At 66.0% G+C, this 20,411-nt stretch carries 18 protein-coding genes and 1 tRNA gene; 12 read left to right on the plus strand and 7 right to left on the minus strand.

Annotation, left to right across the window (positions count from 1 at the left end):
- Positions 1 to 6: 6 nt before the first annotated feature.
- Positions 7 to 954 carry an acetyl-CoA carboxylase carboxyltransferase subunit alpha gene (locus QFZ54_RS02355; RefSeq protein WP_307084070.1) on the plus strand — a complete coding sequence of 316 codons (948 nt, stop codon included), beginning with the start codon at positions 7 to 9 and terminating at the stop codon, positions 952 to 954.
- Positions 955 to 1,020: 66 nt separating this feature from the next.
- Here QFZ54_RS02355 and QFZ54_RS02360 read toward each other — a convergent pair whose 3' ends face one another.
- Positions 1,021 to 1,194, minus strand: a complete 174-nt coding sequence (locus QFZ54_RS02360; protein WP_307089225.1) for a Flp family type IVb pilin — start codon at positions 1,192 to 1,194, stop codon at positions 1,021 to 1,023.
- A 63-nt stretch (positions 1,195 to 1,257) separates the two neighbouring features.
- Here QFZ54_RS02360 and QFZ54_RS02365 point away from each other — a divergent pair, with 63 nt between their 5' ends.
- Positions 1,258 to 1,698 carry a (deoxy)nucleoside triphosphate pyrophosphohydrolase gene (locus tag QFZ54_RS02365; RefSeq protein ID WP_373458421.1) on the plus strand — a complete coding sequence of 147 codons (441 nt, stop codon included), beginning with the start codon at positions 1,258 to 1,260 and terminating at the stop codon, positions 1,696 to 1,698.
- Between the two features lie 374 nt (positions 1,699 to 2,072).
- Here QFZ54_RS02365 and QFZ54_RS02370 read toward each other — a convergent pair whose 3' ends face one another.
- Both QFZ54_RS02370 and QFZ54_RS02375 read right to left on the minus strand, forming a co-directional pair.
- The gene (locus tag QFZ54_RS02370; protein WP_307084071.1) at positions 2,073 to 2,396 is read right to left on the minus strand and encodes a hypothetical protein; all 324 of its coding nucleotides are present in this window, start codon (positions 2,394 to 2,396) and stop codon (positions 2,073 to 2,075) included.
- Positions 2,397 to 2,724: 328 nt separating this feature from the next.
- Positions 2,725 to 2,798 (minus strand) — tRNA-Cys (locus tag QFZ54_RS02375).
- A 219-nt stretch (positions 2,799 to 3,017) separates the two neighbouring features.
- On the opposite strand from QFZ54_RS02375, the gene QFZ54_RS02380 reads away from it, so the two are divergent.
- From QFZ54_RS02380 to QFZ54_RS02405, 6 genes are all read left to right on the plus strand, one after another.
- Positions 3,018 to 4,076, plus strand: coding sequence for a helix-turn-helix domain-containing protein (locus QFZ54_RS02380; RefSeq protein ID WP_307084072.1), 1,059 nt, complete (start codon positions 3,018 to 3,020; stop codon positions 4,074 to 4,076).
- A 351-nt stretch (positions 4,077 to 4,427) separates the two neighbouring features.
- On the plus strand, positions 4,428 to 5,057 hold the full coding sequence (locus QFZ54_RS02385) for a protein-L-isoaspartate O-methyltransferase family protein (protein ID WP_307089229.1): 630 nt from the start codon (positions 4,428 to 4,430) through the stop codon (positions 5,055 to 5,057).
- A gap of 8 nt (positions 5,058 to 5,065) precedes the next feature.
- Positions 5,066 to 6,595: a TolC family outer membrane protein gene (locus QFZ54_RS02390; protein ID WP_307084073.1), complete on the plus strand. Its 1,530-nt coding sequence runs from the start codon at positions 5,066 to 5,068 to the stop codon at positions 6,593 to 6,595.
- A gap of 35 nt (positions 6,596 to 6,630) precedes the next feature.
- Positions 6,631 to 7,206, plus strand: a complete 576-nt coding sequence (locus tag QFZ54_RS02395) for a DUF2497 domain-containing protein (protein WP_307084074.1) — start codon at positions 6,631 to 6,633, stop codon at positions 7,204 to 7,206.
- A gap of 134 nt (positions 7,207 to 7,340) precedes the next feature.
- On the plus strand, positions 7,341 to 10,145 hold the full coding sequence (locus tag QFZ54_RS02400) for a valine--tRNA ligase (protein WP_307084076.1): 2,805 nt from the start codon (positions 7,341 to 7,343) through the stop codon (positions 10,143 to 10,145).
- Positions 10,146 to 10,484: 339 nt separating this feature from the next.
- Positions 10,485 to 11,999 carry an MATE family efflux transporter gene (locus QFZ54_RS02405; protein ID WP_307084078.1) on the plus strand — a complete coding sequence of 505 codons (1,515 nt, stop codon included), beginning with the start codon at positions 10,485 to 10,487 and terminating at the stop codon, positions 11,997 to 11,999.
- Positions 12,000 to 12,126: 127 nt separating this feature from the next.
- On the opposite strand, the gene QFZ54_RS02410 is transcribed toward QFZ54_RS02405, so the two are convergent.
- The 4 genes from QFZ54_RS02410 to QFZ54_RS02425 form a co-directional block, all read right to left on the minus strand.
- A complete protein-coding gene (locus QFZ54_RS02410) occupies positions 12,127 to 12,891 on the minus strand; it encodes an NYN domain-containing protein (RefSeq protein WP_132897656.1) in 765 nt (254 codons plus the stop codon).
- 10 nt (positions 12,892 to 12,901) lie between these two features.
- Entirely contained in the window at positions 12,902 to 13,282 is a 381-nt protein-coding gene (locus QFZ54_RS02415; protein WP_307084080.1) for a DoxX family protein, read from the minus strand.
- A gap of 84 nt (positions 13,283 to 13,366) precedes the next feature.
- Positions 13,367 to 13,843 carry a transcription elongation factor GreB gene (greB, locus tag QFZ54_RS02420; RefSeq protein WP_307084082.1) on the minus strand — a complete coding sequence of 159 codons (477 nt, stop codon included), beginning with the start codon at positions 13,841 to 13,843 and terminating at the stop codon, positions 13,367 to 13,369.
- A gap of 24 nt (positions 13,844 to 13,867) precedes the next feature.
- A complete protein-coding gene (locus tag QFZ54_RS02425) occupies positions 13,868 to 15,853 on the minus strand; it encodes a lytic transglycosylase domain-containing protein (RefSeq protein WP_444965512.1) in 1,986 nt (661 codons plus the stop codon).
- Positions 15,854 to 15,976: 123 nt separating this feature from the next.
- Here QFZ54_RS02425 and dapA point away from each other — a divergent pair, with 123 nt between their 5' ends.
- From dapA to QFZ54_RS02445, 4 genes are all read left to right on the plus strand, one after another.
- Entirely contained in the window at positions 15,977 to 16,861 is an 885-nt protein-coding gene (gene dapA, locus QFZ54_RS02430) for a 4-hydroxy-tetrahydrodipicolinate synthase (RefSeq protein ID WP_307084086.1), read from the plus strand.
- Between the two features lie 209 nt (positions 16,862 to 17,070).
- Positions 17,071 to 17,553 carry an SsrA-binding protein SmpB gene (gene smpB / locus QFZ54_RS02435; protein WP_055879372.1) on the plus strand — a complete coding sequence of 161 codons (483 nt, stop codon included), beginning with the start codon at positions 17,071 to 17,073 and terminating at the stop codon, positions 17,551 to 17,553.
- Positions 17,554 to 17,577: 24 nt separating this feature from the next.
- On the plus strand, positions 17,578 to 18,117 hold the full coding sequence (locus QFZ54_RS02440) for a DUF2062 domain-containing protein (protein ID WP_373458578.1): 540 nt from the start codon (positions 17,578 to 17,580) through the stop codon (positions 18,115 to 18,117).
- A 93-nt stretch (positions 18,118 to 18,210) separates the two neighbouring features.
- Positions 18,211 to 20,298 (plus strand): M13 family metallopeptidase, encoded by a 2,088-nt coding sequence (locus QFZ54_RS02445; protein ID WP_307084090.1) that lies wholly within the window; start codon positions 18,211 to 18,213, stop codon positions 20,296 to 20,298.
- Positions 20,299 to 20,411 lie beyond the last annotated feature (113 nt).

The following is a 20,411-nucleotide window of genomic DNA, read 5'->3' on the forward strand; positions in this document are numbered from 1 at the left end:
CCGCTGATGCCAAGCTTCCTCGACTTCGAGAAACCGATCGCCGAACTCCAGGGCCGGATCGACGAACTCCGCGACACCGCCTCCGAAGGCAGCGTCGACCTCGCCGCCGACATCGCCCGCTTGCAGGCGAAGTCCGACAAGCTGCTGAAGGACACCTTCGCGCGCCTGACCCCGTGGCAGAAGACGCAGGTCGCGCGCCATCCCGAGCGTCCGCACTTCAAGGATTACGTCGCCGCGTTGTTCGACGAATTCGTGCCGCTCGCGGGCGATCGCGCATTCGGCGACGATCAGGCGATCATCGGCGGCTTCGCGACGTTCCGGGGCCGCAAGATCATGGTGCTCGGCCATGAGAAGGGCGACGACACCGCCAGCCGCCTTCGCCATAATTTCGGCATGGGCAAGCCCGAGGGCTATCGCAAGGCGATCCGTCTGGTCGAACTCGCCGACCGGTTCGGCCTGCCGATCGTGACCTTGGTCGACACCTCCGGCGCGTTCCCCGGCATCCAGGCCGAAGAGCGCGGCCAGGCCGAGGCGATCGCCCGCTCCACCGAAGCATGCCTCAATGCAGGCGTCCCGATCGTCTCGGCGATCGTCGGCGAGGGCGGTTCGGGTGGCGCGGTCGCGCTCGCCGCGGGCAACCGCGTGCTGATGTTCGAACACGCGGTCTATTCGGTGATCAGCCCCGAAGGCTGCGCCTCGATCCTGTGGCGTACCGCCGACAAGGCACCCGAGGCGGCGGAAGCGATGCGAATTACCGCGCAGGACTTGCTGGCGTTCGGCGTTATCGACGACATCGTACCCGAGCCCCTGGGTGGCGCGCACCGCGACCGTGCGGCCGCGATTGAATCGCTCGCCTCAGCGCTGACGTCCGCGCTGAGGGACCTCACCCCGCTCACCCCGACCGAACTGCGCAAAGACCGTCAGGCCAAGTTCCTCAAGATGGGTCGTCTCTGACCTACGCAGAAAGGGCGGCGGAACCGAGGTTCCGCCGCCCTATTCGATCCGGAGGCCGTTCGTTTACTATTTGATCGACGTGTTGAGCTTCGTGCTGACGTTATTGAACGTTCCGCCCACGCTCGTACCGAGGTTCGTCATTGCGGCGATTGCAGCAACGGCGATCAGCGCGGCGATCAGGCCGTATTCGATCGCGGTAGCGCCGCGTTTGTCGCGCAGCACGCGGACGATCGTTCGGATGACGGCATGCGTCGCGACGGATATAGGGCTTATGGATGCGATGTAATCGCGGGGAAATTGAGAATGACCAATGATCCGTCCGTACCCGGACCGATGCCCGCGGCACCGTTGCTGCTGCCCGTCGTAGCGGCTGCGCTGGTCGATCTCGAAGGCCGCGTGCTTCTCCAGCAGCGTCCGGAGGCCAAGTCGCTTGCGGGCCTCTGGGAGTTTCCCGGCGGCAAGGTCGAGCCCGGCGAAACGCCCGAGGCGGCGCTGATTCGCGAACTCGAGGAGGAGTTGGCGATCGCGGTGCCGCACGCCTGCCTTGCGCCCGCCGCCTTCGCCAGCGCACCGCTCGGCGACCGCCACTTGCTGCTGCTGCTCTACATCACGCGCAAATGGACCGGCGTGCCGCGTGCACTCGAAGCGACCGCGCTGCGGTGGGTAAAGCCGAACGAGATGCACGCCCTGCCGATGCCGCCCGCCGATCGCCCGCTCATCGGCTTGCTCGACGCCCTGATCTGACCTTTTTGTCCGTTCGGTAGGCGAGCACGCTGCAAAGCACTCAAATCCCCGGATAATGCGCCCGACATGCCCGTCCGGTAGTTGATGCGCGGGTATGCCGGCACGCCATTACTCTTTGGCTCGTCACCAAGGCGTGTCGGCATACTCTGTGTTCGAAAAAGCGCTTGATCCCGGGTGCTTGCTGGTGCATAATTTTTCGGCTGGTTACGTCCCAAGACCGTATCCGGCCATCCGGACTGCGGCTCGCACGCGTTATTCCCTTTTCTCGAGCGAGCCGTTTCCGTCGGTAACGGGACATCGCGCGCAGCGACGCTCGATACCATATCCAAACGAACCGCGGTGTCGCGTCGTTCGGCATGACGCCGACCGCCTTGTCAGTCCGCGATCCGATCTCGTCGCACCATGGGACGCAATCTCACGCCCAGGCTGATTACCAGGGGCCAGAATATGGTGTTGCCGATATCGGAAAGCGTATCGGCCCAGCGCATGCCGTAGTTCAGGTAGTCGAGCGTCTCGTTCCCAAGTTCCGCAAGGACCACGAACGACAAGGGGATGAACGTGCCCAATGATCGGCCGCTGACGAGCCGTACGAGCATGAGAATGATGAGCCCGGCATGGATATGAAGAATCGCATCCGGAAGGCCGGTGCCGTCTCCAATCCAAATAATAACCGAATGATACGCCGCGGGAATATTCATGTCCGAGCCACAGCCGAGATCCGCATCGAATGCAAGGATGCGCCAGTGCGACAACCGACGTCGCGCCGTGGTGCGGTACGCAAGCCCCGAGGTCCACGGTAGCGCCGGTACTCGATGCGGGATCGAGCGTTTAGAGCGGCAAGCGATGGATTGATTGCAAACGTCTGGCTGGATCGCGACCCGCCGCCGAGTTGATATCGCACCGCGTGCGAGTTCCGTATTGCAGCCCAGGGTCGAACCACCACGGAAATACGCGACAAACCGGTGAACTTATGCTGTTCTGATGCATCGGCACAGCGCCGAACGGCCGGGTTGCACGGAAATTCACTGGAGGCCCGACCGGGAATCGAACCCGGGTGCGAGGATTTGCAGTCCTCTACGTCACCACTCCGCCATCGGGCCCCGATTGCGTGAAGGCGGCGCAAATGCTTCGTTTTTTGGCTGCGGTCAACCGCCGTTGTCGCTCGCGACGGAATAATCCTGCGCTGGTGGCCATGCCACGGCCGCTTCGTCAGAACCTGCCGTGTTGTGTCGCGCCGGGCGCGGCGATGGTGACTCGCGCCGCTATGCGACTTTGCCTAAGGTTAAGTGCAATTGCGGCAATGGCTTGGGGGCAGGCACTTGAAGACGAATATGATTGCGGGCGGAACGAATACGACGGGCGTGGACGAGGATGTGTTTGCGATGCCGTTCGGCATGGCGATCCGGTATGACCGCCCCGCGGCGGCGCTCGCGGACTATATCACCGGGTATCACGTCTATCGCTCCGACGCCGATCGGGGCACGGGGCCGGGGACGGGGCAGGTGGACTGGTTCCTCCCCGCGACCGCCAACGTCCGGATCGCGATCGATGCCGGACCGATCGCGGTGTCGATCGGTCGGCGGACCTACGATCCCCTCCCGGTGGCGAGCTTGTTCGGGCCGACCAGCCAGGCGTTGAAGGCCGTGACCCACGGCGGCGTGATGATCGGTTTCGGCGTCAGTGCGCTGGGGTGGGCGCGACTGTTTCGCCGATCGGCCGTCGATTTCCGCAACCGGGTCGTCCCGCTGGAGGATGTTTTGGGCAAGGCCTTCACGCGCGATCTCGTATCCGCGTTGCAGGGTGCGTCGAGCGATGCCGCTGTCGCGCCGATTCTAGATGCGATGCTGCTCGCGCGGCTGGGGCCGCCGCACGCCGATGCGCCGCAGATCAGGCGACTGATGGAAGTATTGGCGACCGACGGTCCGACCGACATCGCGTCGGCCGCCGCCCGGCTCGACATGCCGACGCACGCGCTGCGTCGATTGTCGGTGCGCCATTTCGGCTTTCCGCCCAAGATGTTGCTGCTGCGCGCGCGCTTCCTGCGCTCGTTCGTCCGGTTGATGATGGCTGGCGGCGAGGCCGACTATGGCTCGATCGACCGTTCTTATTTCGACGCGTCGCATTTCCTGCGCGATGCGACGACGTTCCTGGGCATGACGCCGCGGCGGTTCATAGCGCTCACCAAACCCTTTCTCGAGGCGAGCCTGCGCGCACGAAACGCAGTGCTGGGGTCGCCAACCCAGGTGCTGCACGACATCGAGAAGGCCCCGGCTCGCGACGGACCCCGGGACGGATCTCGCGACGGACATCCGCGCGACTCGTCCGCCAACGCGCAACGACGGGTCATTTTGCACGACGAGTCCGAGCTAAGGTGCTAAGCCCGCAGCAGAGGTGTTGCCGGCGATTTCGCGTGCACCCTCGGCGCCCCGTCCGCGGCATCTCGGTGTCACACGGGCGGGCGGGGCGTCTTCCATACCGTTCACGGTCGCCAAACGTGGCGAAATCCGATCAACCGATGCTTGGCGTTGCCGCGCCCACACGGTAACAGACGCGTCATATCCGGCCGCGCGATATCGGATTGATCCGAAACAAGTGTATTGCGTGGCTAAAACAGTTGTGCGACAGGATGCGCCATGACGACGACGACTCTCGATACTCCCTCGCTCGCAGCCGATACCCATGACATCGGCGGGACCACCGTGTCCTTAGCCCCCGCGACCTTCGACACGATGCGTCATGCGATGGTGGCAAGCCAGTTGCGCACCAACGCGGTGAACGACCAGCGCGTCGTCGCGGCGATGGGACGCGTACCACGCGAGGTGTTCATGCCCGCCGACGTTCGCGCGCTGGCATATCGCGATGCGACGATCCCGCTGGGCGGCGGGCGCTACGCCAATCTGCCGATGGCGACCGGCCGGTTGCTGACCGAAGCCTATCTGACCGCGACGGACCGTGTCCTGCTGATCGGTGCCGCGACGGGCTACACCGCCGCGGTGCTGGCCGGGATCGTCGGCTCGGTCGTTGCGGTCGAGAGTGACCCCGCCTTGCTCGCGATCGCCCGAGAGGCACTCGCCGGGACCGGCAACGTCGAACTCGTCGAAGGTCCGATGCAGGACGGCCACGCCGCCGGCGCGCCTTATGACGTGCTGATCGTCGACGGCGCGATCGAGACCGTACCCGACGCGTTGATCGCGCAGGTCAAGTCGGGCGGTCGCGTCACCGCTGGCATCGCCGAGCGCGGGCTGACCCGGCTTGCATCGGGGCGCAAGACCGAGGGCGGGTTCGCGCTCGCGGCGTTCGTCGATGTCGAATGCGTGGGCCTTCCCGGCTTCGACGCTCCCAAACCCTTCCGGTTCTGAGTTAAGCCATGGCCCGCGCCGCGCATATCCGTAGCCTGCTTCTCGGTGTTGCGCTGACGTATAGCGCTGCACCACTCCAGGCGGAAACGCTGCGAGAGGCGTTGGTCAAGGCGTACAATACCAACCCTACGATCACCGCTCAGCGGGCCACCCTGCGCGCGACGGACGAGAACGTGCCGATCGCGCGCGCTTCGGGGCTGCCGTCGGCCAACGCGACCGGCGATCTCACCGAATTCCTCGTCACTGGCCAGAACAACTTCGTCGCGCCGCCTCGCCAGGCGGTGGCGCGTGCGAACGTGTCGGTCCCGCTGTACCTCGGCGGGCAGGTCCGCAATTCGGTTGCGGCGGCCAAGACCCGCGTCGAGGGTGGCCGCGCGACGCTGCGCGGTACCGAAGCCGATCTGTTCACGAACGTCGTCGCGGCGTACATGGACGTGATCCGCGACGAGGCGATCGTCGGCTTGAACACGCAGAACGTCCGCGTCCTCGACGTCAATCTCCAAGCCAGCCGCGATCGTTTCCAGGTCGGCGACCTGACCCGTACCGACGTGGCGCAGTCCGAGGCGCGCCTCGCGCTCGCCCGCGCCCAGCTCCAGTCCGCGCAAGCCAATCTGATCTCGAGCCGTGAAAGCTATATCCGGTTCGTCGGGACCCCGCCGGGCGCGCTCGATACCCCACCGACTCTGCCGCATCTGCCCGACAGTCCGGCCTCGGCCGTGACCGTGGCGATCGACAATAATCCGGTGCTGATCGCCGCCGCCAAGGAGAGGGACGCGAGCCGCTACGACGTCGGCGTCGCCCGCGCGAGCCGCCTGCCGCAGATCAGCGCGGTCGGTGGCGCGAGCTACACCAATTACCTCGGATCGATCGCGGCGCTGCCCAGTGGCGCCAACGGCATCCCCAACGCCAACAAGGCGGTGCAGGCCGGACTTTCGCTAACGCTGCCGTTATTCCAGGGCGGGCGTCCCGCCGCGCAGGTTCGCCAGGCCGAGGCGTTCCAGTCGCGCGCGATCGAGAACGTCACCGCGACCGAGCGCAACGTGATCGCACAGGCGCGCTCCGCCTATGCCGTGTGGCGCTCGTCGGAGCAGGTGATCCAGTCGTCCGAAACCGCGGTCAACGCGAACAAGCTCAGCCTCGAGGGCGTCCGCGCCGAGAACAGCGTCGGCACGCGCACGATCCTCGACATCCTCAATGCCGAGCAGGAATTGCTCAACAGCCAAGTGACGCTCGTGACCGCGCGCCGCGACGCGTATGTCGCGGGCTTCGCGCTACTGGCCGCAATGGGACAGGCCGAGGCACGTGACCTGGGGCTCGACGGCGGTGTGCTGTACGACCCGGTCGCGAACTATAATCGCGTCCGTCACAAGATCTGGGATTTTGGCGGAGACGGCGAGCCGGTGCCGGTCGCGACCCGCACGGCGCAATCGCCCGCGCAGGACGCCACGGTCGCGCCACAAGCCGACCCGTTGCTCGATACGCCGGTTGACAGGAACCCCGCCTTGACGACAGGTAAGGATGCACCGAGCCGCCAATAGGGGCGCGCGGGGCAACGGGGTTTGGGATGGTCCGGATGGGGGATGTCAACGGCGAGCCGTCGATGGAGGAAATCCTCTCGTCGATCAAACGCATCATCGCGGAAGAGGGCGACACGCCGGGCCGTTCGCGTCGGCCTTCGCGCACGACGACTGCGCCGGTCGATCTCGATCCTGCGTTTCTCGACGGCGATCACGACGACGACGAGATTCTCGAGCTGAGCGACCCCATGCCCGATCGTACGCCGCGCTCGCCCAAGTCCCCGGTGCCTGCCTCCGTCGATACCCCGTCCGAACCACGCCACGCCGCTCCGCAGATGGCCCCCCAAGTGACACCGCCAAAGGCCGCGCCGAGCGCCAAGCCACAGCCAGCGACCGATGCCACGGCCGAACCGATCGTCTCGCGCCATACCGCCGCTGCAACGCGCGCGCCGCTCGAAGCGTTGACGCGGATGATGGTAAAACCCGAGTCAGGCAATGACGGCACGCTCGAGGGCCTAGTCCGCGAGATGCTCCGCCCGATGCTGCGCGAATGGATCGATGCGAACCTTCCCAACATGGTCGAGGACATGGTCTCGCGCGAGATCGCCAAGATCATGAACCAGCAGCCCTGAACCAACCTGCTCCCCTCCCTGAAAGGGAGGGGTCGGGGGTGGGTAGGCCCGTTGTCGCGCCGCGACGCCAATTCCAAACCCCACACGCTCCCCTAAGGCTGGCCTAGCCCAGACACGCCCGCTAAGGCTCGGGCATGAGCGAGCTTCCAAAAACCTTCGACCCGGCCTCCATCGAATCGCGCTGGTACGCGCATTGGGAGGCGAGCGGCCAGTTCCGGCCCGACCGTCCGAACGCCGAGCCGTGGACGATCGTCAACCCGCCGCCCAACGTCACGGGCAGCCTGCATATCGGCCACGCGCTCGACAACACGTTGCAGGATATCCTCACGCGTCACGCGCGGCTGAAGGGCAAGGACGCGCTGTGGGTGGTCGGCACCGATCACGCCGGCATCGCCACGCAGATGGTGGTCGAGCGCCAGATGGGCGCGCTGACCCCGCCGCAGAAGCGCACCGACCTCACGCGCGAGGAGTTCGTCGCGAAGGTCTGGGCGTGGAAGGAAGAGAGCGGCGGCGAGATCACGCAGCAGCTCCGCCGGCTCGGGTGCTCGATGGACTGGGCGAACGAGCGCTTCACGATGGACGAGGGCTTTTCGAAGGCCGTCATCAAGGTGTTCGTCGACCTCCACAAAGAGGGGCTGCTGTACCGCGACAAACGCCTCGTGAACTGGGATCCGGGCCTCGGCACCGCTATCAGCGACCTCGAGGTCGAGACGCGCGAGATCAAGGGCAGCTTCTGGCACCTGCGCTATCCGCTCGCCGACGAGTCGGGCTTCATCGAGGTCGCGACCACGCGCCCCGAGACGATGCTCGCCGACATGGCGGTGGCGGTGAACGGCGCGGACGAGCGCTACACCGCGCTGATCGGCAAGCAGGTGAAGCTGCCGATCACCGGCCGGCTGATCCCGATCATCGCCGACGACCATGCCGATCCGGAGCTCGGGTCGGGCGCGGTGAAGATCACGCCCGGGCACGACTTCAACGATTTCGAGGTCGGCAAGCGGGCAGGGATGGCTGCCGGGTCGATGCTCAACATGCTCGATGCCAAAGCGCGGGTGGTGCAGGTCTCGGACGGCCTGATCCCGGCCGACCTTCTCGGACTTACGACCGCAGAGGCGCGCAAGGCCATCGTTGCGCGGCTCAAGGACGAAGGCTTCCTTATCGCGCATGTCGACAAGGACGGCGTTGAGCACGACGCCGAACCGCGCACGATCCAGACCCCATATGGCGACCGCTCGGGCGTGGTGATCGAGCCGTGGCTGACCGACCAATGGTATGTCGATGCCAAGACGCTCGCCCAGCCGGCGATCGAGGCGGTCCAGACTGGCGCGATCGATATCGTCCCGAAGACCTGGGAGAAGACGTTCTTCAACTGGATGGACAACATCCAGCCTTGGTGCGTGTCCCGCCAGCTTTGGTGGGGGCACCAGATCCCGGCATGGTTCGGTCCGGACGGTACGCCGTATGTGGCGGAAACCGAGGCCGAAGCGCAGGCTCTGGCGGGTGATGGCGTGACGCTAACGCGCGATCCCGACGTGCTCGACACGTGGTTCTCCAGCGCGCTCTGGCCCTTCGCTACACTCGGCTGGGCTGAGGAGGGTGCCGTTCCCTCTCCCCTCCGGGGAGAGGGCCAGGGTGAGGGGCAGCCAAGCAGCGCAACGCCCGGTACGACCCCTCACCCCGACCCTCTCCCCGCAGGGGAGAGGGAGCAGAAGCAGCTTGGCGGCCGCTACCCGAACGACGTGCTCATTTCCGGCTTCGACATCCTGTTCTTCTGGAACGCGCGGATGATGATGCAGGGGCTGCACTTCATGAAGGACGTGCCGTTCCGCACGCTCTACCTCCACGGCCTGGTCCGCGCGGCGGATGGCGCGAAGATGTCGAAGTCGAAGGGCAATGTCGTCAACCCGCTCGGGCTGATCGACACCTATGGCGCCGACGCGCTGCGCTTCTTCATGGCGGCGATGGAGAGCCAGGGGCGCGACATCAAGATGGATGAGAAGCGCGTCGAGGGCTATCGCAACTTCGCCACCAAGCTGTGGAACGCCGCCCGGTTCGCACAGGCCAACGGCATCGTCGCCAGCACTACCTTGGAGGCGCCGCGCGCCGAACTCGCCGTCAACAAGTGGATCATCGCCGAGACGATCGCGACCGTCCAGACGGTCGACCTCGCGCTCGCCGACTACCGCTTCGACGGCGCCGCCAACGCGATCTACCAGTTCGCGTGGAGCCGGTTCTGCGACTGGTATCTCGAGCTGATCAAGCCGCAGATGGTCGGCGAAGAGCGCGGCCAGATCGACGACGAATCGAAGGCGGTCGCGGGCTGGGTGCTCGACCAGATCCTGGTCATTCTCCACCCGTTCATGCCGTTCATCACCGAAGAGCTGTGGCATGCGATGGCCGACCCCGCCCACCCGCGCGAGCACGACCTGATCGTCGCACAATGGCCGATGGCGGACGCGCGCTCGCTCGATCCCGAAGCGAGCAAGGAAGTCGACTGGCTGATCCGCCTGGTTCAGGAAATCCGCACCGCGCGCAACGAACTGAACGTGCCGCCGGGCGCGCGCCTGCCGCTCCACGTCCGCGATGCGAATGCGGCGACATTGGCGCGGCTTCAGCGCCAAGCCCCCGCGCTCGCCCGTCTCGCCCGTGTCACGCATGCCGAGGGCGAAGCCACCGGCGGCGCGGCGCAGGTGGTGGTCGACGAAGCGACGTTCGTCCTCCCCCTCGAAGGCGTCATCGACCTCGACTCCGAACGCGCCCGCCTGACCAAGGCGATCGCGGCAGCGGAGAAGGAGCGCGATGCTTTGTCCGGCCGTCTCGGCAACGCCAGCTTCGTCGAACGGGCCAAGCCCGAGGCGGTGGAAAAGGCCAAGGCCGACCACGCCGACAAGGCCGCCGAAGCTACACGGTTGCAGGCGGCACTCGGACGCCTGGGATGACCTGCTCCCCTCCCGCCTGCGGGAGGGGTTGGGGGAGGGGAGTGCCCCACTGACCGGACGCCAGTACGTACGTCGCGCTCTCCCCTGACCCCTCCCGCAAGCGGGAGGGGAATGCGTGTTTGGACTGATCGGCAAATTATCTGCCCTACTTCTTGTTCTCCCGCGAAGGCGGGAGCCCAGTCTGGGTCCCCGCCTTCGCGGGAAAACACGTGCGCTTGGTTTGGAGCAGCGGACCTACCAGCTTGTTCCGGCGTTCACTCCGCCGCTAGGACGAAGCTTGAGAGGGCGCCCGACCGTCCGCCGGTGGACACCGGAAAACCGGCCTGACGGAGAGACTGTGTGAGCGACCTGCCATCCAACGTCGAGACACGCGCCGACGATCGCGATCCTTCTAGCGGCAAGACCGAAACCCGCCCCCGCAGCAAACCCGGCCAGCGCGATCTCACCACCGGTCACATCGGCGGCACGCTCCTCGCGTTCGCACTCCCCACGCTCGGCTCGAACATCCTCCAATCCCTCAACGGTTCGATCAACGCGATCTGGGTCGGGCGCTATCTCGGCGAAGGCGCGCTCGCCGCGACCTCGAACGCGAACATCATCATGTTCCTCACCTTCGGGGCGGTGTTCGGGTTCGGCATGGCTGCGACGATCCTGGTCGGCCAGAGCTTCGGCCGGCACGATCTGGAGGGCGCACGCCGCGCGTTCGGATCTGCGGTCGGGCTCGTCCTCGGCGGAGCGATCGTGATCGCCGCGCTGGGCTGGGTATTCGCGCCCGAGATCCTCCACCTGCTCGCCACCCCCGGCAACGCGATGCCGCTGGCGCTTGCCTATCTGCGCGTGATCTTCCTCGGGTTGCCCGCGTCGATGATGATGGTGCTGCTGATGATGGGCCTGCGCGGCACCGGTGATTCGATGACGCCGCTCTGGTTCATGCTTCTCAGCGCGATCCTGGACAGCGCGCTCAACCCGTTGCTGATCGCCGGCATCGGCCCGTTCCCGCAGATGGGGATCGCCGGCTCGGCGATGGCGACGCTGATCGCCAGCCACGTCTCGCTGCTCGGGCTGATCGTCTATATCTACAAACGCGACCTGCCGCTGAGGCTCCGCGGCAACGAACTCCGCTACCTCATCCCCGAGCGCGCGCTGACCGGGACGATCGTCCGAAAGGGTCTGCCAATGGGCGCGCAGATGCTCGTCATGTCGACCGCGGGCCTCGCGATGGTCGGGCTGGTCAACCGACTCGGCGTCGACACCGCGGCGGCCTATGCGGTGTCGCAGCAGTTGTGGACCTATATCCAGATGCCCGCGCTGGCGATCGGCGCGGCGGTCAGTTCGATGGCGGCGCAGAATATCGGCGCGAGCCGCTGGGACCGGGTCGGCGACATCACTAAGTACGGCCTGTTCTTCAACGTCGCGCTAACCGGCGCGATGGTCGGCGTGGTGATCCTGTTCGACCGCCCGGTGATGACGTTGTTCATCGGCAGCGACAGCCCCGCGCTGCCGATCGCGCGGCATATCCAGCTGATCGCGAGCTGGAACTTCATCCTGTTCGGCATGACGATGGTGCTTTTCTCGACGGTCCGCGCGAACGGCGCGGTGATCGCGCCGCTGATCGCGCTGATCGTCGCGCTGTATCCGGTGCGGATCGGCTTTGCGTTGCTGGCGAAGCCGTGGCTCGGGGCGGATGCGTTGTGGTGGAGCTTCCCGCTCGGGTCGCTGGCGACGCTGGCGATTGCGGCGTGGTATTATCGCTATGGGAACTGGCGGAAGGGGGCGCTGGTGGTGCCCGACGATAGCGAGGAACAGGCCCACGGGATGAGCGAGCCTGGCGGGCGGTTGCAGCCTACGGGGTGAGGTGAAACGCGCTCCCCTCCCTGAAAGGGAGGGGCTGGGGGTGGGTAGGCCGGCTTTGGTCGCCACGGTTTCACGATGCGGGAGCCGACCCACCCCCGACCCCTCCCTTCCAGGGAGGGGGGAAAGTCTACCGCAACCGCTTCACGAAAGACCGGCCACCTTCGCGGCGCTCATGCTGGAAGTTCGGGATCGTCTCGATCAGGTCCGACAGCCGGTTGAACCCGTAATTCCGCGCATCGAAGCTCGATCGGTTGCCCGCCAGCTGGCCGAGTTCGGCGACGCTGGCATAGCCCTTCTCGTCGCGCTTCACGGCGTTGTACGCGTCGATCAGCAGCTTGATGACCTGCTCGTCGATCGGCTGCGCGGTCTTCGGTCGAGCGACCGGCGCCGGCGTCGCAGCCTTCTCACCCGCCACGGGAGCAGGGGCCGGCGCGGGCATCGCCTGAGATGTCTCGTTCAGCGCGCCAACGTCGATGAACCGCGTGCAGGCCTGGCGGAAGCCCTCCGGCGTGCGGCTCGTGCCGAAGCCGTAAACCGGGATGCCGTCCTGCCGGATGCGCGTCGCCAGCGGCATGAAGTCGCTGTCCGACGACATGATGCCGAAGCCGTCGATGCGCCCGCGGAACAGCAGGTCCATCGCGTCGATCGTCATCTTCATGTCGGTCGCGTTCTTGCCCTTGGTGAGGTCGAACTGCTGCTGCGGCTCGATGCCATGCTTGATCGACATGTCGCTCCACGCCTTCAGTGCGGGCTTGGACCAGTTGCCATACACCCGCCGGACGTTGACCGTGCCGAGCTCGGCGAGGACGGTCAGCACCGGGTCGAGGGTCGCGGCGGAGGCATTGTCCGCGTCGATCAGGAGGGCGACGTTGCGCGTTGTGGTATCGATCATGCGCGCGAGGTTAGCCGCGCCCGCGCGTCGCGTCCACGCTCCAGGCGCCGCCACCGGCCGCTGCGAGATACAGGAAGACGAAGCAGTAGAGCACCGCCGGCTCGCCACCATTGGCGATCGGGAATGGACCTTGCTGGAAATGCGCCATGAAATACGCGACCGCGGACATGCCTGACAGCACGAACGCCACCGGTCGCGTGAACAGGCCGATGATCAGCATGCCGCCGCCGACGACTTCGAGGATCCCCGCGACGTAGAGCAGCGGGTTCATCGGCATCGGGAAGGGCGGCAGGCCAAAGAACTTCGAGATGCCGTGGCTGAAGAACACCAGCGCGACGACGATGCGCATGACGCTGAGCAGGCGGGCGGACCAGGTGGCGGGTATCGGCATGGCGGAGTCCTCGATGTCGTTGCGAAGGTGAAACGTCACACGGGGGCGGGGCAGCGTCAATCAACTGAAACCGAAACGGACCGTTTAGGGATAGCCGATCGCGATCACCTCGTATTCGCGCTCGCCTGCCGGCAGGTCCACCCGCCGCACATCGCCGATCGCAGCTCCGCGCAAGGCACGCGCGAACGGCGAGTTCCAGCCGATCCGCCCGTTGCTGGCATCGGTCTCGTCATCGCCGACCAAGGTCAGCACGCGCTCCACGTCGTCCTCGTCGGCAACCGTCACGCAGGCTCCGAACCAAACGCGAGATCGGTCTTCCTGCGCGGCGGGATCGACGACCTTGGCCGCCTTCATCCGCTTCGAAAGCCACCCCAGCCGCCGGTCGATCTCGCGCAACCGTTTGCGGCCGTAGATATAGTCGCCGTTCTCGGACCGGTCGCCGTTTCCCGCCGCCCAGGAGATGACCTCGACCAGCTTCGGTCGCTCGCCGGCAAGCAGGTGTTCGTACTCCTCGCGCAAGACGGTGTAGCCGGCAGGGGTAATGTAGTTCGGGCGATCCATGCGCTTGCCAATACTCTTCAGCGATCAACCCGGCCGGTTCTTCCCCAAATACCACGACAACCGTGCCGCCCCCCGGCTCTTCGCCCGCGCGGGGTTCATCAGATCGTAGACCACCGCATTCTCCAGTACGCGCTGCACATAGTTGCGCGTCTCCTGGTACGGGATAGCCTCGACCCAATCGATGATATCGACCGAGCCGGTCCGCGGGTCGCCGTTCGCGCGGAGCCATTTGTTCACGTTGCCGCCGCCCGCATTATACGCCGCCACCGCCAGCGGATAGCTGCCGTAATTGGCGTACACCCGCTGGAAGTAGCTCGACCCCAGCATGATCGACATGTTCGGATCGGTCGTCAGAGCCGCCTGGTTATAGGCCAACCCGATCTTCCCCGACTGCTCGCGCGCGGTCGCCGGCATCAGCTGCATCAGCCCGCGAGCCCCTGCATGCGACACCGCAGCCCGATCGAACTGGCTTTCCTGCCGCGAGATCGCGTGGATTATCGTCCAGTTATCCTCATACCCCGCGGGCACCGAGACCATCGGGAAGCCGACTGCGGAATAATCGCTGAGCCCGTTCGTCAACGCACTCCGCCCGACCATCACGCCGAGATCGGGGCGGTTGATGCTCTTCGACAGTTCGGCGGCGAGCAGGTGGTCGGTGTCGGTCGTGGCGTCCGTCGCGATCTGGCGGACGAACGCGGTCTGGTCCTGCCAGTCGTTGATCTGCCCCAGGAACTTCACCGCGCGCACCGTCTCGCGCCGGTCGAACGCCGCTCGCGCTGCCGGATCGACGGCGACCGACGCCACCGAAGGCGGCGCGACCAGCGCACGCCCGGTCCGCTCGTTCGCCAGCTGTCCGTAATATTGATCGCGGTATCCCGCCGCCTGGCCGTAGAACGCCGCCGCCTGAGGTGCCAGCCCAGCCGCCTCGGCCGCACGGCCCGCCCAGTAATAGCCCTTCGACCGCACCTGAGGCGAACGCGAGCCGCGCGCGTACCGGTCGAACAGCGTCATCGCATCCGCCGGCCGCCCGAGCTGCTTCATCGCCACTCGTCCGCCGAGCCAGGCGAGATTGGTATATTCGTCGCGCTCGGCATAGGATTTCGTCGAGACGTCTGTACCGAACGGATACGCGTCGTCGATCTGCCGCGCGATGTCGTAAGCGACCTGATACTGCCCGTCGTTCGCCGCGCCGTTCGCGTTGGTGACGAGCACCTCGTACCATTCCGCCGCATTGCCCGGCCGAGTCGTCAGCGACCGAGGCCGCGCCAGCCAGGCCCGCGCCGAAGGACTCGCGCCCGAATTGCGCAACCACTGCGCACGGTCCGCGACATAGCCCGCGTCGTTCGCATACAAGCTCTGCGTCGAGGCCGAGATATCCGAAGCGTTCGGCGCATTCGTCCGCAACGCGAGCCGCGCCTGAAATATCGGCCGTCGTGCGGCGCTGGTCCACACGATCTGCCGCTGCGCCGCGCCGGTCTGGCCCGCCCACAACAGCGCATCCATCCGCGCGTCCTGATCGTCCGGCGTCAGCGCGCCGGGGAAGCCCGACGTCACCATCGCCTCGTCGGTCGGCGTCAGCCCGCTGCTCCGCCACGCCGTCCGCACCGCCGCATAGGCCTGATCCCGCGCGCCGGTCGCCTGCAAAGCCCGTGCATAGGCGACCCCGCCCGAAGCCGATTGCGGAGGATACCGGCGGAAGAACGCGACCACGCTGGTCGGCGACCCGGTGGCCGCCTTGCGCTCGGCCGCACGCCGGTTCGCGGCCTCGTTCGGCCAGCCCGGATGTGCCATCAGGAACCCCGCATAGCTGTCGAACGGCAGCGCATCGGTCTGCTGCAACGCGCGCCATTGCGCGATCGTCGAGGCGATCGCGCCGTCCGTCGCCATCGGCTGAGCCTGCGGCCCCATATTGGCGAGTTGCGTGCTGTAGCGATCCAGCGTCTGCTGACCGCCTCCGGACGCGGCGACCGTCCCCGCCACAGCTGCGAGAAGAAGGCTCGTTTTAAACATCGATGCTACCATGTGGACAGCATAGGGATCGAACCCGTATCTGTCCTGAACGAAATCCGGATTTCGCCCGGTATTTGGCGCAACAGGCCAGACTTTTCTTATAGAATGGATGCAGGCTACCGCATGTTTTCAGGATCTATTCCGGCGCTCGTCACCCCGTTCGCCGCCGATGGCAGCTTCGACGAACCCGCCTATCGCGACTTCATCGAGTGGCAGATCGCGGAGGGCTCGTCAGGGCTGGTCGCGTGCGGCACCACGGGGGAAGCGGCGACTCTGTCATATGACGAGCATTTTCACGTCGTCCGCGTCTGCGTCGATCAGGCGAAGGGCCGCGTGCCGGTGATCGCCGGTGCAGGTTCGAACGATACGCGTGTCGCTTCGGCCAACCTGCGCGCCGCCAAAGAGGCTGGCGCCGACGCCGCCCTCATGGTGCCACCCTATTACAACCGGCCCGGGCAGGAAGGCATCTTCCGTCATTTCGAAGCGCTCGCGCAGACGACCCCGCTGCCGATCATCCTCTACAACGTCCCCGCACGGACCGTGACGGACATCCAGCCCGCGACGCTCGCGCGGATCGTGAAGGCGTTCCCCGACGTGTTCGTCGGCGTGAAGGATGCCAGCGGCGTCCTCGCCCGCGTCTCGCAGCACCGCGCGTCGTGCGGGCCGGACTTCTGCCAGCTGTCTGGGAATGACGACATGGCGCTGGCGTTCAACGTGATGGGTGGCACCGGATGCATCTCGGTGACCGCCAACGTTGCGCCGAAGCTCTGCGCCGAGTTCCAGGCGGCGTGCCAGGCGGGCGATTTCGTCAAGGCGCTGGCGTATCAGGACCAGCTCTACCCGCTCCACGAAGCGCTCTTCACCGACGCGTCCCCAGGCCCGGTAAAATACGCGATGACCAAGGTGCGTGCTGGCTTCCCCGAGACGCTGCGCCTGCCGATGACCCCGGCCGGCGAGGCCTCGCGCGCCGCGGTCGACGCAGCTCTGAAGCATGCGCACCTCGTCTGACCAGACCATCACGGTCCCCCCTCCCTGGAAGGGAGGGGCAGGGGGTGGGTCGGCCAGCTTGAGCCACAGCGGTCCGGATATGCGGAACCCGACCCACCCCCTGCCCCTCCCTTCCAGGGAGGGGCGGAGAAGAGCAGGAGGTCGAGACCAATAAGAAGTCACGACCACCGCTTCCCCTAAGCCTCGCGACCTCCTACATCGCGCGTCCCATGGCACGTCCCAAACCCCCGACTTTCGAGAAGACCAAGATCGTCGCCGAGAACCGGCGCGCGCGGTATGATTATTATATCGAGCAGGTGTTCGAGGCGGGCATCGCGCTCACCGGCACCGAGGTGAAGGCGCTGCGGGGCGGCGAGGGCTCGATCGCCGAGGCCTATGCCGAGGTGAAGGGCAAGAACGTTGTCCTGGTGAATTCGAACATTCCCGAATTCAGTCACGGCAACCGCTTCAATCACGAGCCCAAGCGCCCGCGCAAATTGCTGCTCCACGAGCGCGAGATCAACAAGATGTTCGGTGCGGTCGCGCGCCAGGGCATGACGCTCGTGCCCCTGATGATCTACTTCAACTCGAAGGGCCGCGCAAAGATCGAACTCGCGCTCGCCAAGGGCAAGCAGAACCACGACAAACGCGATTCGGTGAAGGAACAGGACTGGAAGCGCGAGCAGGGCCGCATCATGCGGGATCGCGGATAGGCTGTGCCCAGAACGCCGGGCAGCATTTTCGCACGTCTCGCGGCGTGGTCGCATCGTAACTTGCCGACCCGCGAATCGATGGAGCGGAACCGGCTGCTGCGTCCCGTCGCGCACCGCGTTCTCGCGCCCGAGCTTTGGCGCTTCACCCGTCGATCGGTCCCCCGCGGCGTGGCGCTCGGCATGGTCGCGGGTATCCTGATCCCGGTCGCGCAGACGCCCGTTGCTGCAATCTTCGCGCTTCCGTTCCGCGCGAACGTGCCGACCGCCGCGCTAACCACCTTCATCACCAATCCGCTGACCACGCCGCCGCTCTGGATCGCCGCCTATTGGATCGGTTCGTCACTGCTGAGGCTCGACGATCACGTTCCCGGTCAGCCGGTCGCGGACGCCGCGGCGCGTACCGAATGGATCCCGTGGCTGATGCAAGCTGGCCCCGCCACTGCGCTCGGCCTGCTAGTGATCACGGTCGTCTGTTCGGTCGGTGGCTATGCGCTCAGCGCGCTCGGCTGGCGCCTATGGATCGCGCGCAAGTGGCGGCATCGGCACGATAATCGTACGGCGTAGTATTTCGTAACATTTGACACCGCTTGGAATTGACGGACCGTCCTATCGGCGTAGAACACGCGGCATCCTGAAGTCCTTCCCGAGGTTTTTTAGATGCGTAAGTCGATTGTTACCGTGATCCTGCTCGCGTCCGCCGCTTCGGCCATCGCCCAGACCAATCAGACCGGCCCGAACCAAGCTGCGCCGTCGCCGGCACTGGCCAAGGCCGCCAAAGGCCCCGTCGCGCCAAAGGATGCCAACAAGCCGCAGATCGGCGATTTCGGCTTCGACATGGCGGGCCGCGATACCAGCGTGACGCCGGGCACCGACTTCTTCGATTACGCCAATGGCGGCTGGGTGAAGACCACGCCGATCCCCGCGGATCGCTCGTCCTACGGCATGTTCCACGTCCTTCAGGACCTGTCGCTCGAACGCACTCGCACGATCCTCGACGGCGCCGCGAAGACCCCGGGCGACAAGGTCGGCGAGTTCTACACCAGCTTCATGGACGAGGCCGCCGTCAACGCTAAGGGCGCGGGCCCGGTAAAGCCGATGCTTGCCGCGCTGAAGGCGACCAAGGACAAGACCGCGCTCGTCACCGAGATCGCCAAGCTCCAGCGCCAGGGCGTCGGCGGCCTCGTCGGCGTCGGCGTCCAGCAGGATGATAAGGACCCCACCACCTATGTCGTCGGTCTTGGCCAGAGCGGCATCGGCCTTCCCGACCGCGATTACTACCTCAAGGACGACGCGAAGCTCGCCACCATCCGTACCGCCTACCAGGCGTATCTCACGCGGATGCTGACGCTCGCCGGCGAGCCCAACGCCGCCGTCCGCGCCGCCGCCGTCTTCAACATGGAGAAGGGCCTCGCCACCGCGCATTGGACCCGGATCGAGAGCCGTGACGCCGACAAGACCTACAACAAGTGGACCGCCGCCGATTTCGCCGCGAAGGCACCGGGCTTCCCTTGGGCGCAGTACATGACCGCGATGGGCGTCACCGGCCGTCCGTTTTACCTCGTCGCACAGCCGAGCGCGCTGACCGGCGAGGCGAAGGTGTTCGCCGATACGCCGATCAACGTCCTTCAGGACTATGCGATGCTCAAGGTGCTGCGCTCGTACGCACCGTATCTGTCGAGCGATTTCGACAAGACCAACTTTGCCTTCTACGGCACCACGCTGTCGGGCACGCCCGAGCAGCAGGTCCGCTGGAAGCGCGGCGTGTCGACCGTGTCGGGCGCGATGGGCGAGGCGATCGGCCAGCAATATGTCGCAAAGTATTTCCCGCCCGCATCGAAGGCGGCGGCCGACGACCTCGTCAAGAACGTCATCGCGGCAATGGGCGAGCGTCTCAAGAACCTCGAATGGATGGCACCCGAGACCAAGACCAAGGCGCTTGCCAAGCTCGCCGCCTTCACCCCCAAGATCGGCTATCCGGACAAGTGGCGCGATTATTCCGCGCTCCAGATCCAGCGTGGCGATCTCGTCGGTAACGTCGCGCGCGCCAATGCGTTCGAATACGACCGCGACCTGAAGAAGCTGGGCCAGCCGATCGATCGTGGCGAATGGTTCATGACGCCGATGACGATCAACGCTTACGCCAACCCGACGATGAACGAGGTCGTCTTCCCCGCCGCGATCCTCCAGCCCCCGTTCTTCGATCCGAAGGCGGCCCCGGCGGTCAATTACGGCGGCATCGGCGCGGTGATCGGCCACGAGATCAGCCATCATTTCGACGACCAGGGCCGCAAATACGACCTCAACGGCAAGCTTACCGACTGGTGGACGCCGCAGGACGTCGCGCGCTTCAAGGTGTTCACCGACGCGCTCGTGAAGCAGTACGACGCGTACGAACCGCTCCCCGGTCAGCACATCCAGGGCGGCCTGACGCTCGGCGAGAACATCGCCGACTTGGCCGGCCTGACGGTCGCGTACGACGCGTACCACAAGTCGCTCGGCGGCAAGCAGGCGCCGATCATCGACGGTACGACCGGCGACCAGCGCTTCTACTATGGGTGGGCCGGCGTCTGGCGCACCAAGTTCCGCGACGCCGCGCTCCAGCAGACGTTGTTGTCCGACCCGCATTCGCCGGGCCACCAGCGCGTCCTCACGGTCCGTAACCTCGACCCGTGGTACGCCGCGTTCGGCGCCAAGCCGGGTGAAGCCACCTACCTCGCCCCCGCCAACCGCGTCCGAATCTGGTAACTGACGCCCCTACCGTTCTCCCGCGAAAGCGGGAGCCCAGGGTCACGAAAGACGCCGTGCGTGACCCTGGACCCCTGCTTTCGCAGGGGAACGGCATCGGCGAACGGTATAGT

The organism is Sphingomonas faeni (assembly GCF_030817315.1).
Taxonomy (GTDB): Bacteria; Pseudomonadota; Alphaproteobacteria; order Sphingomonadales; family Sphingomonadaceae; genus Sphingomonas; species Sphingomonas faeni_C.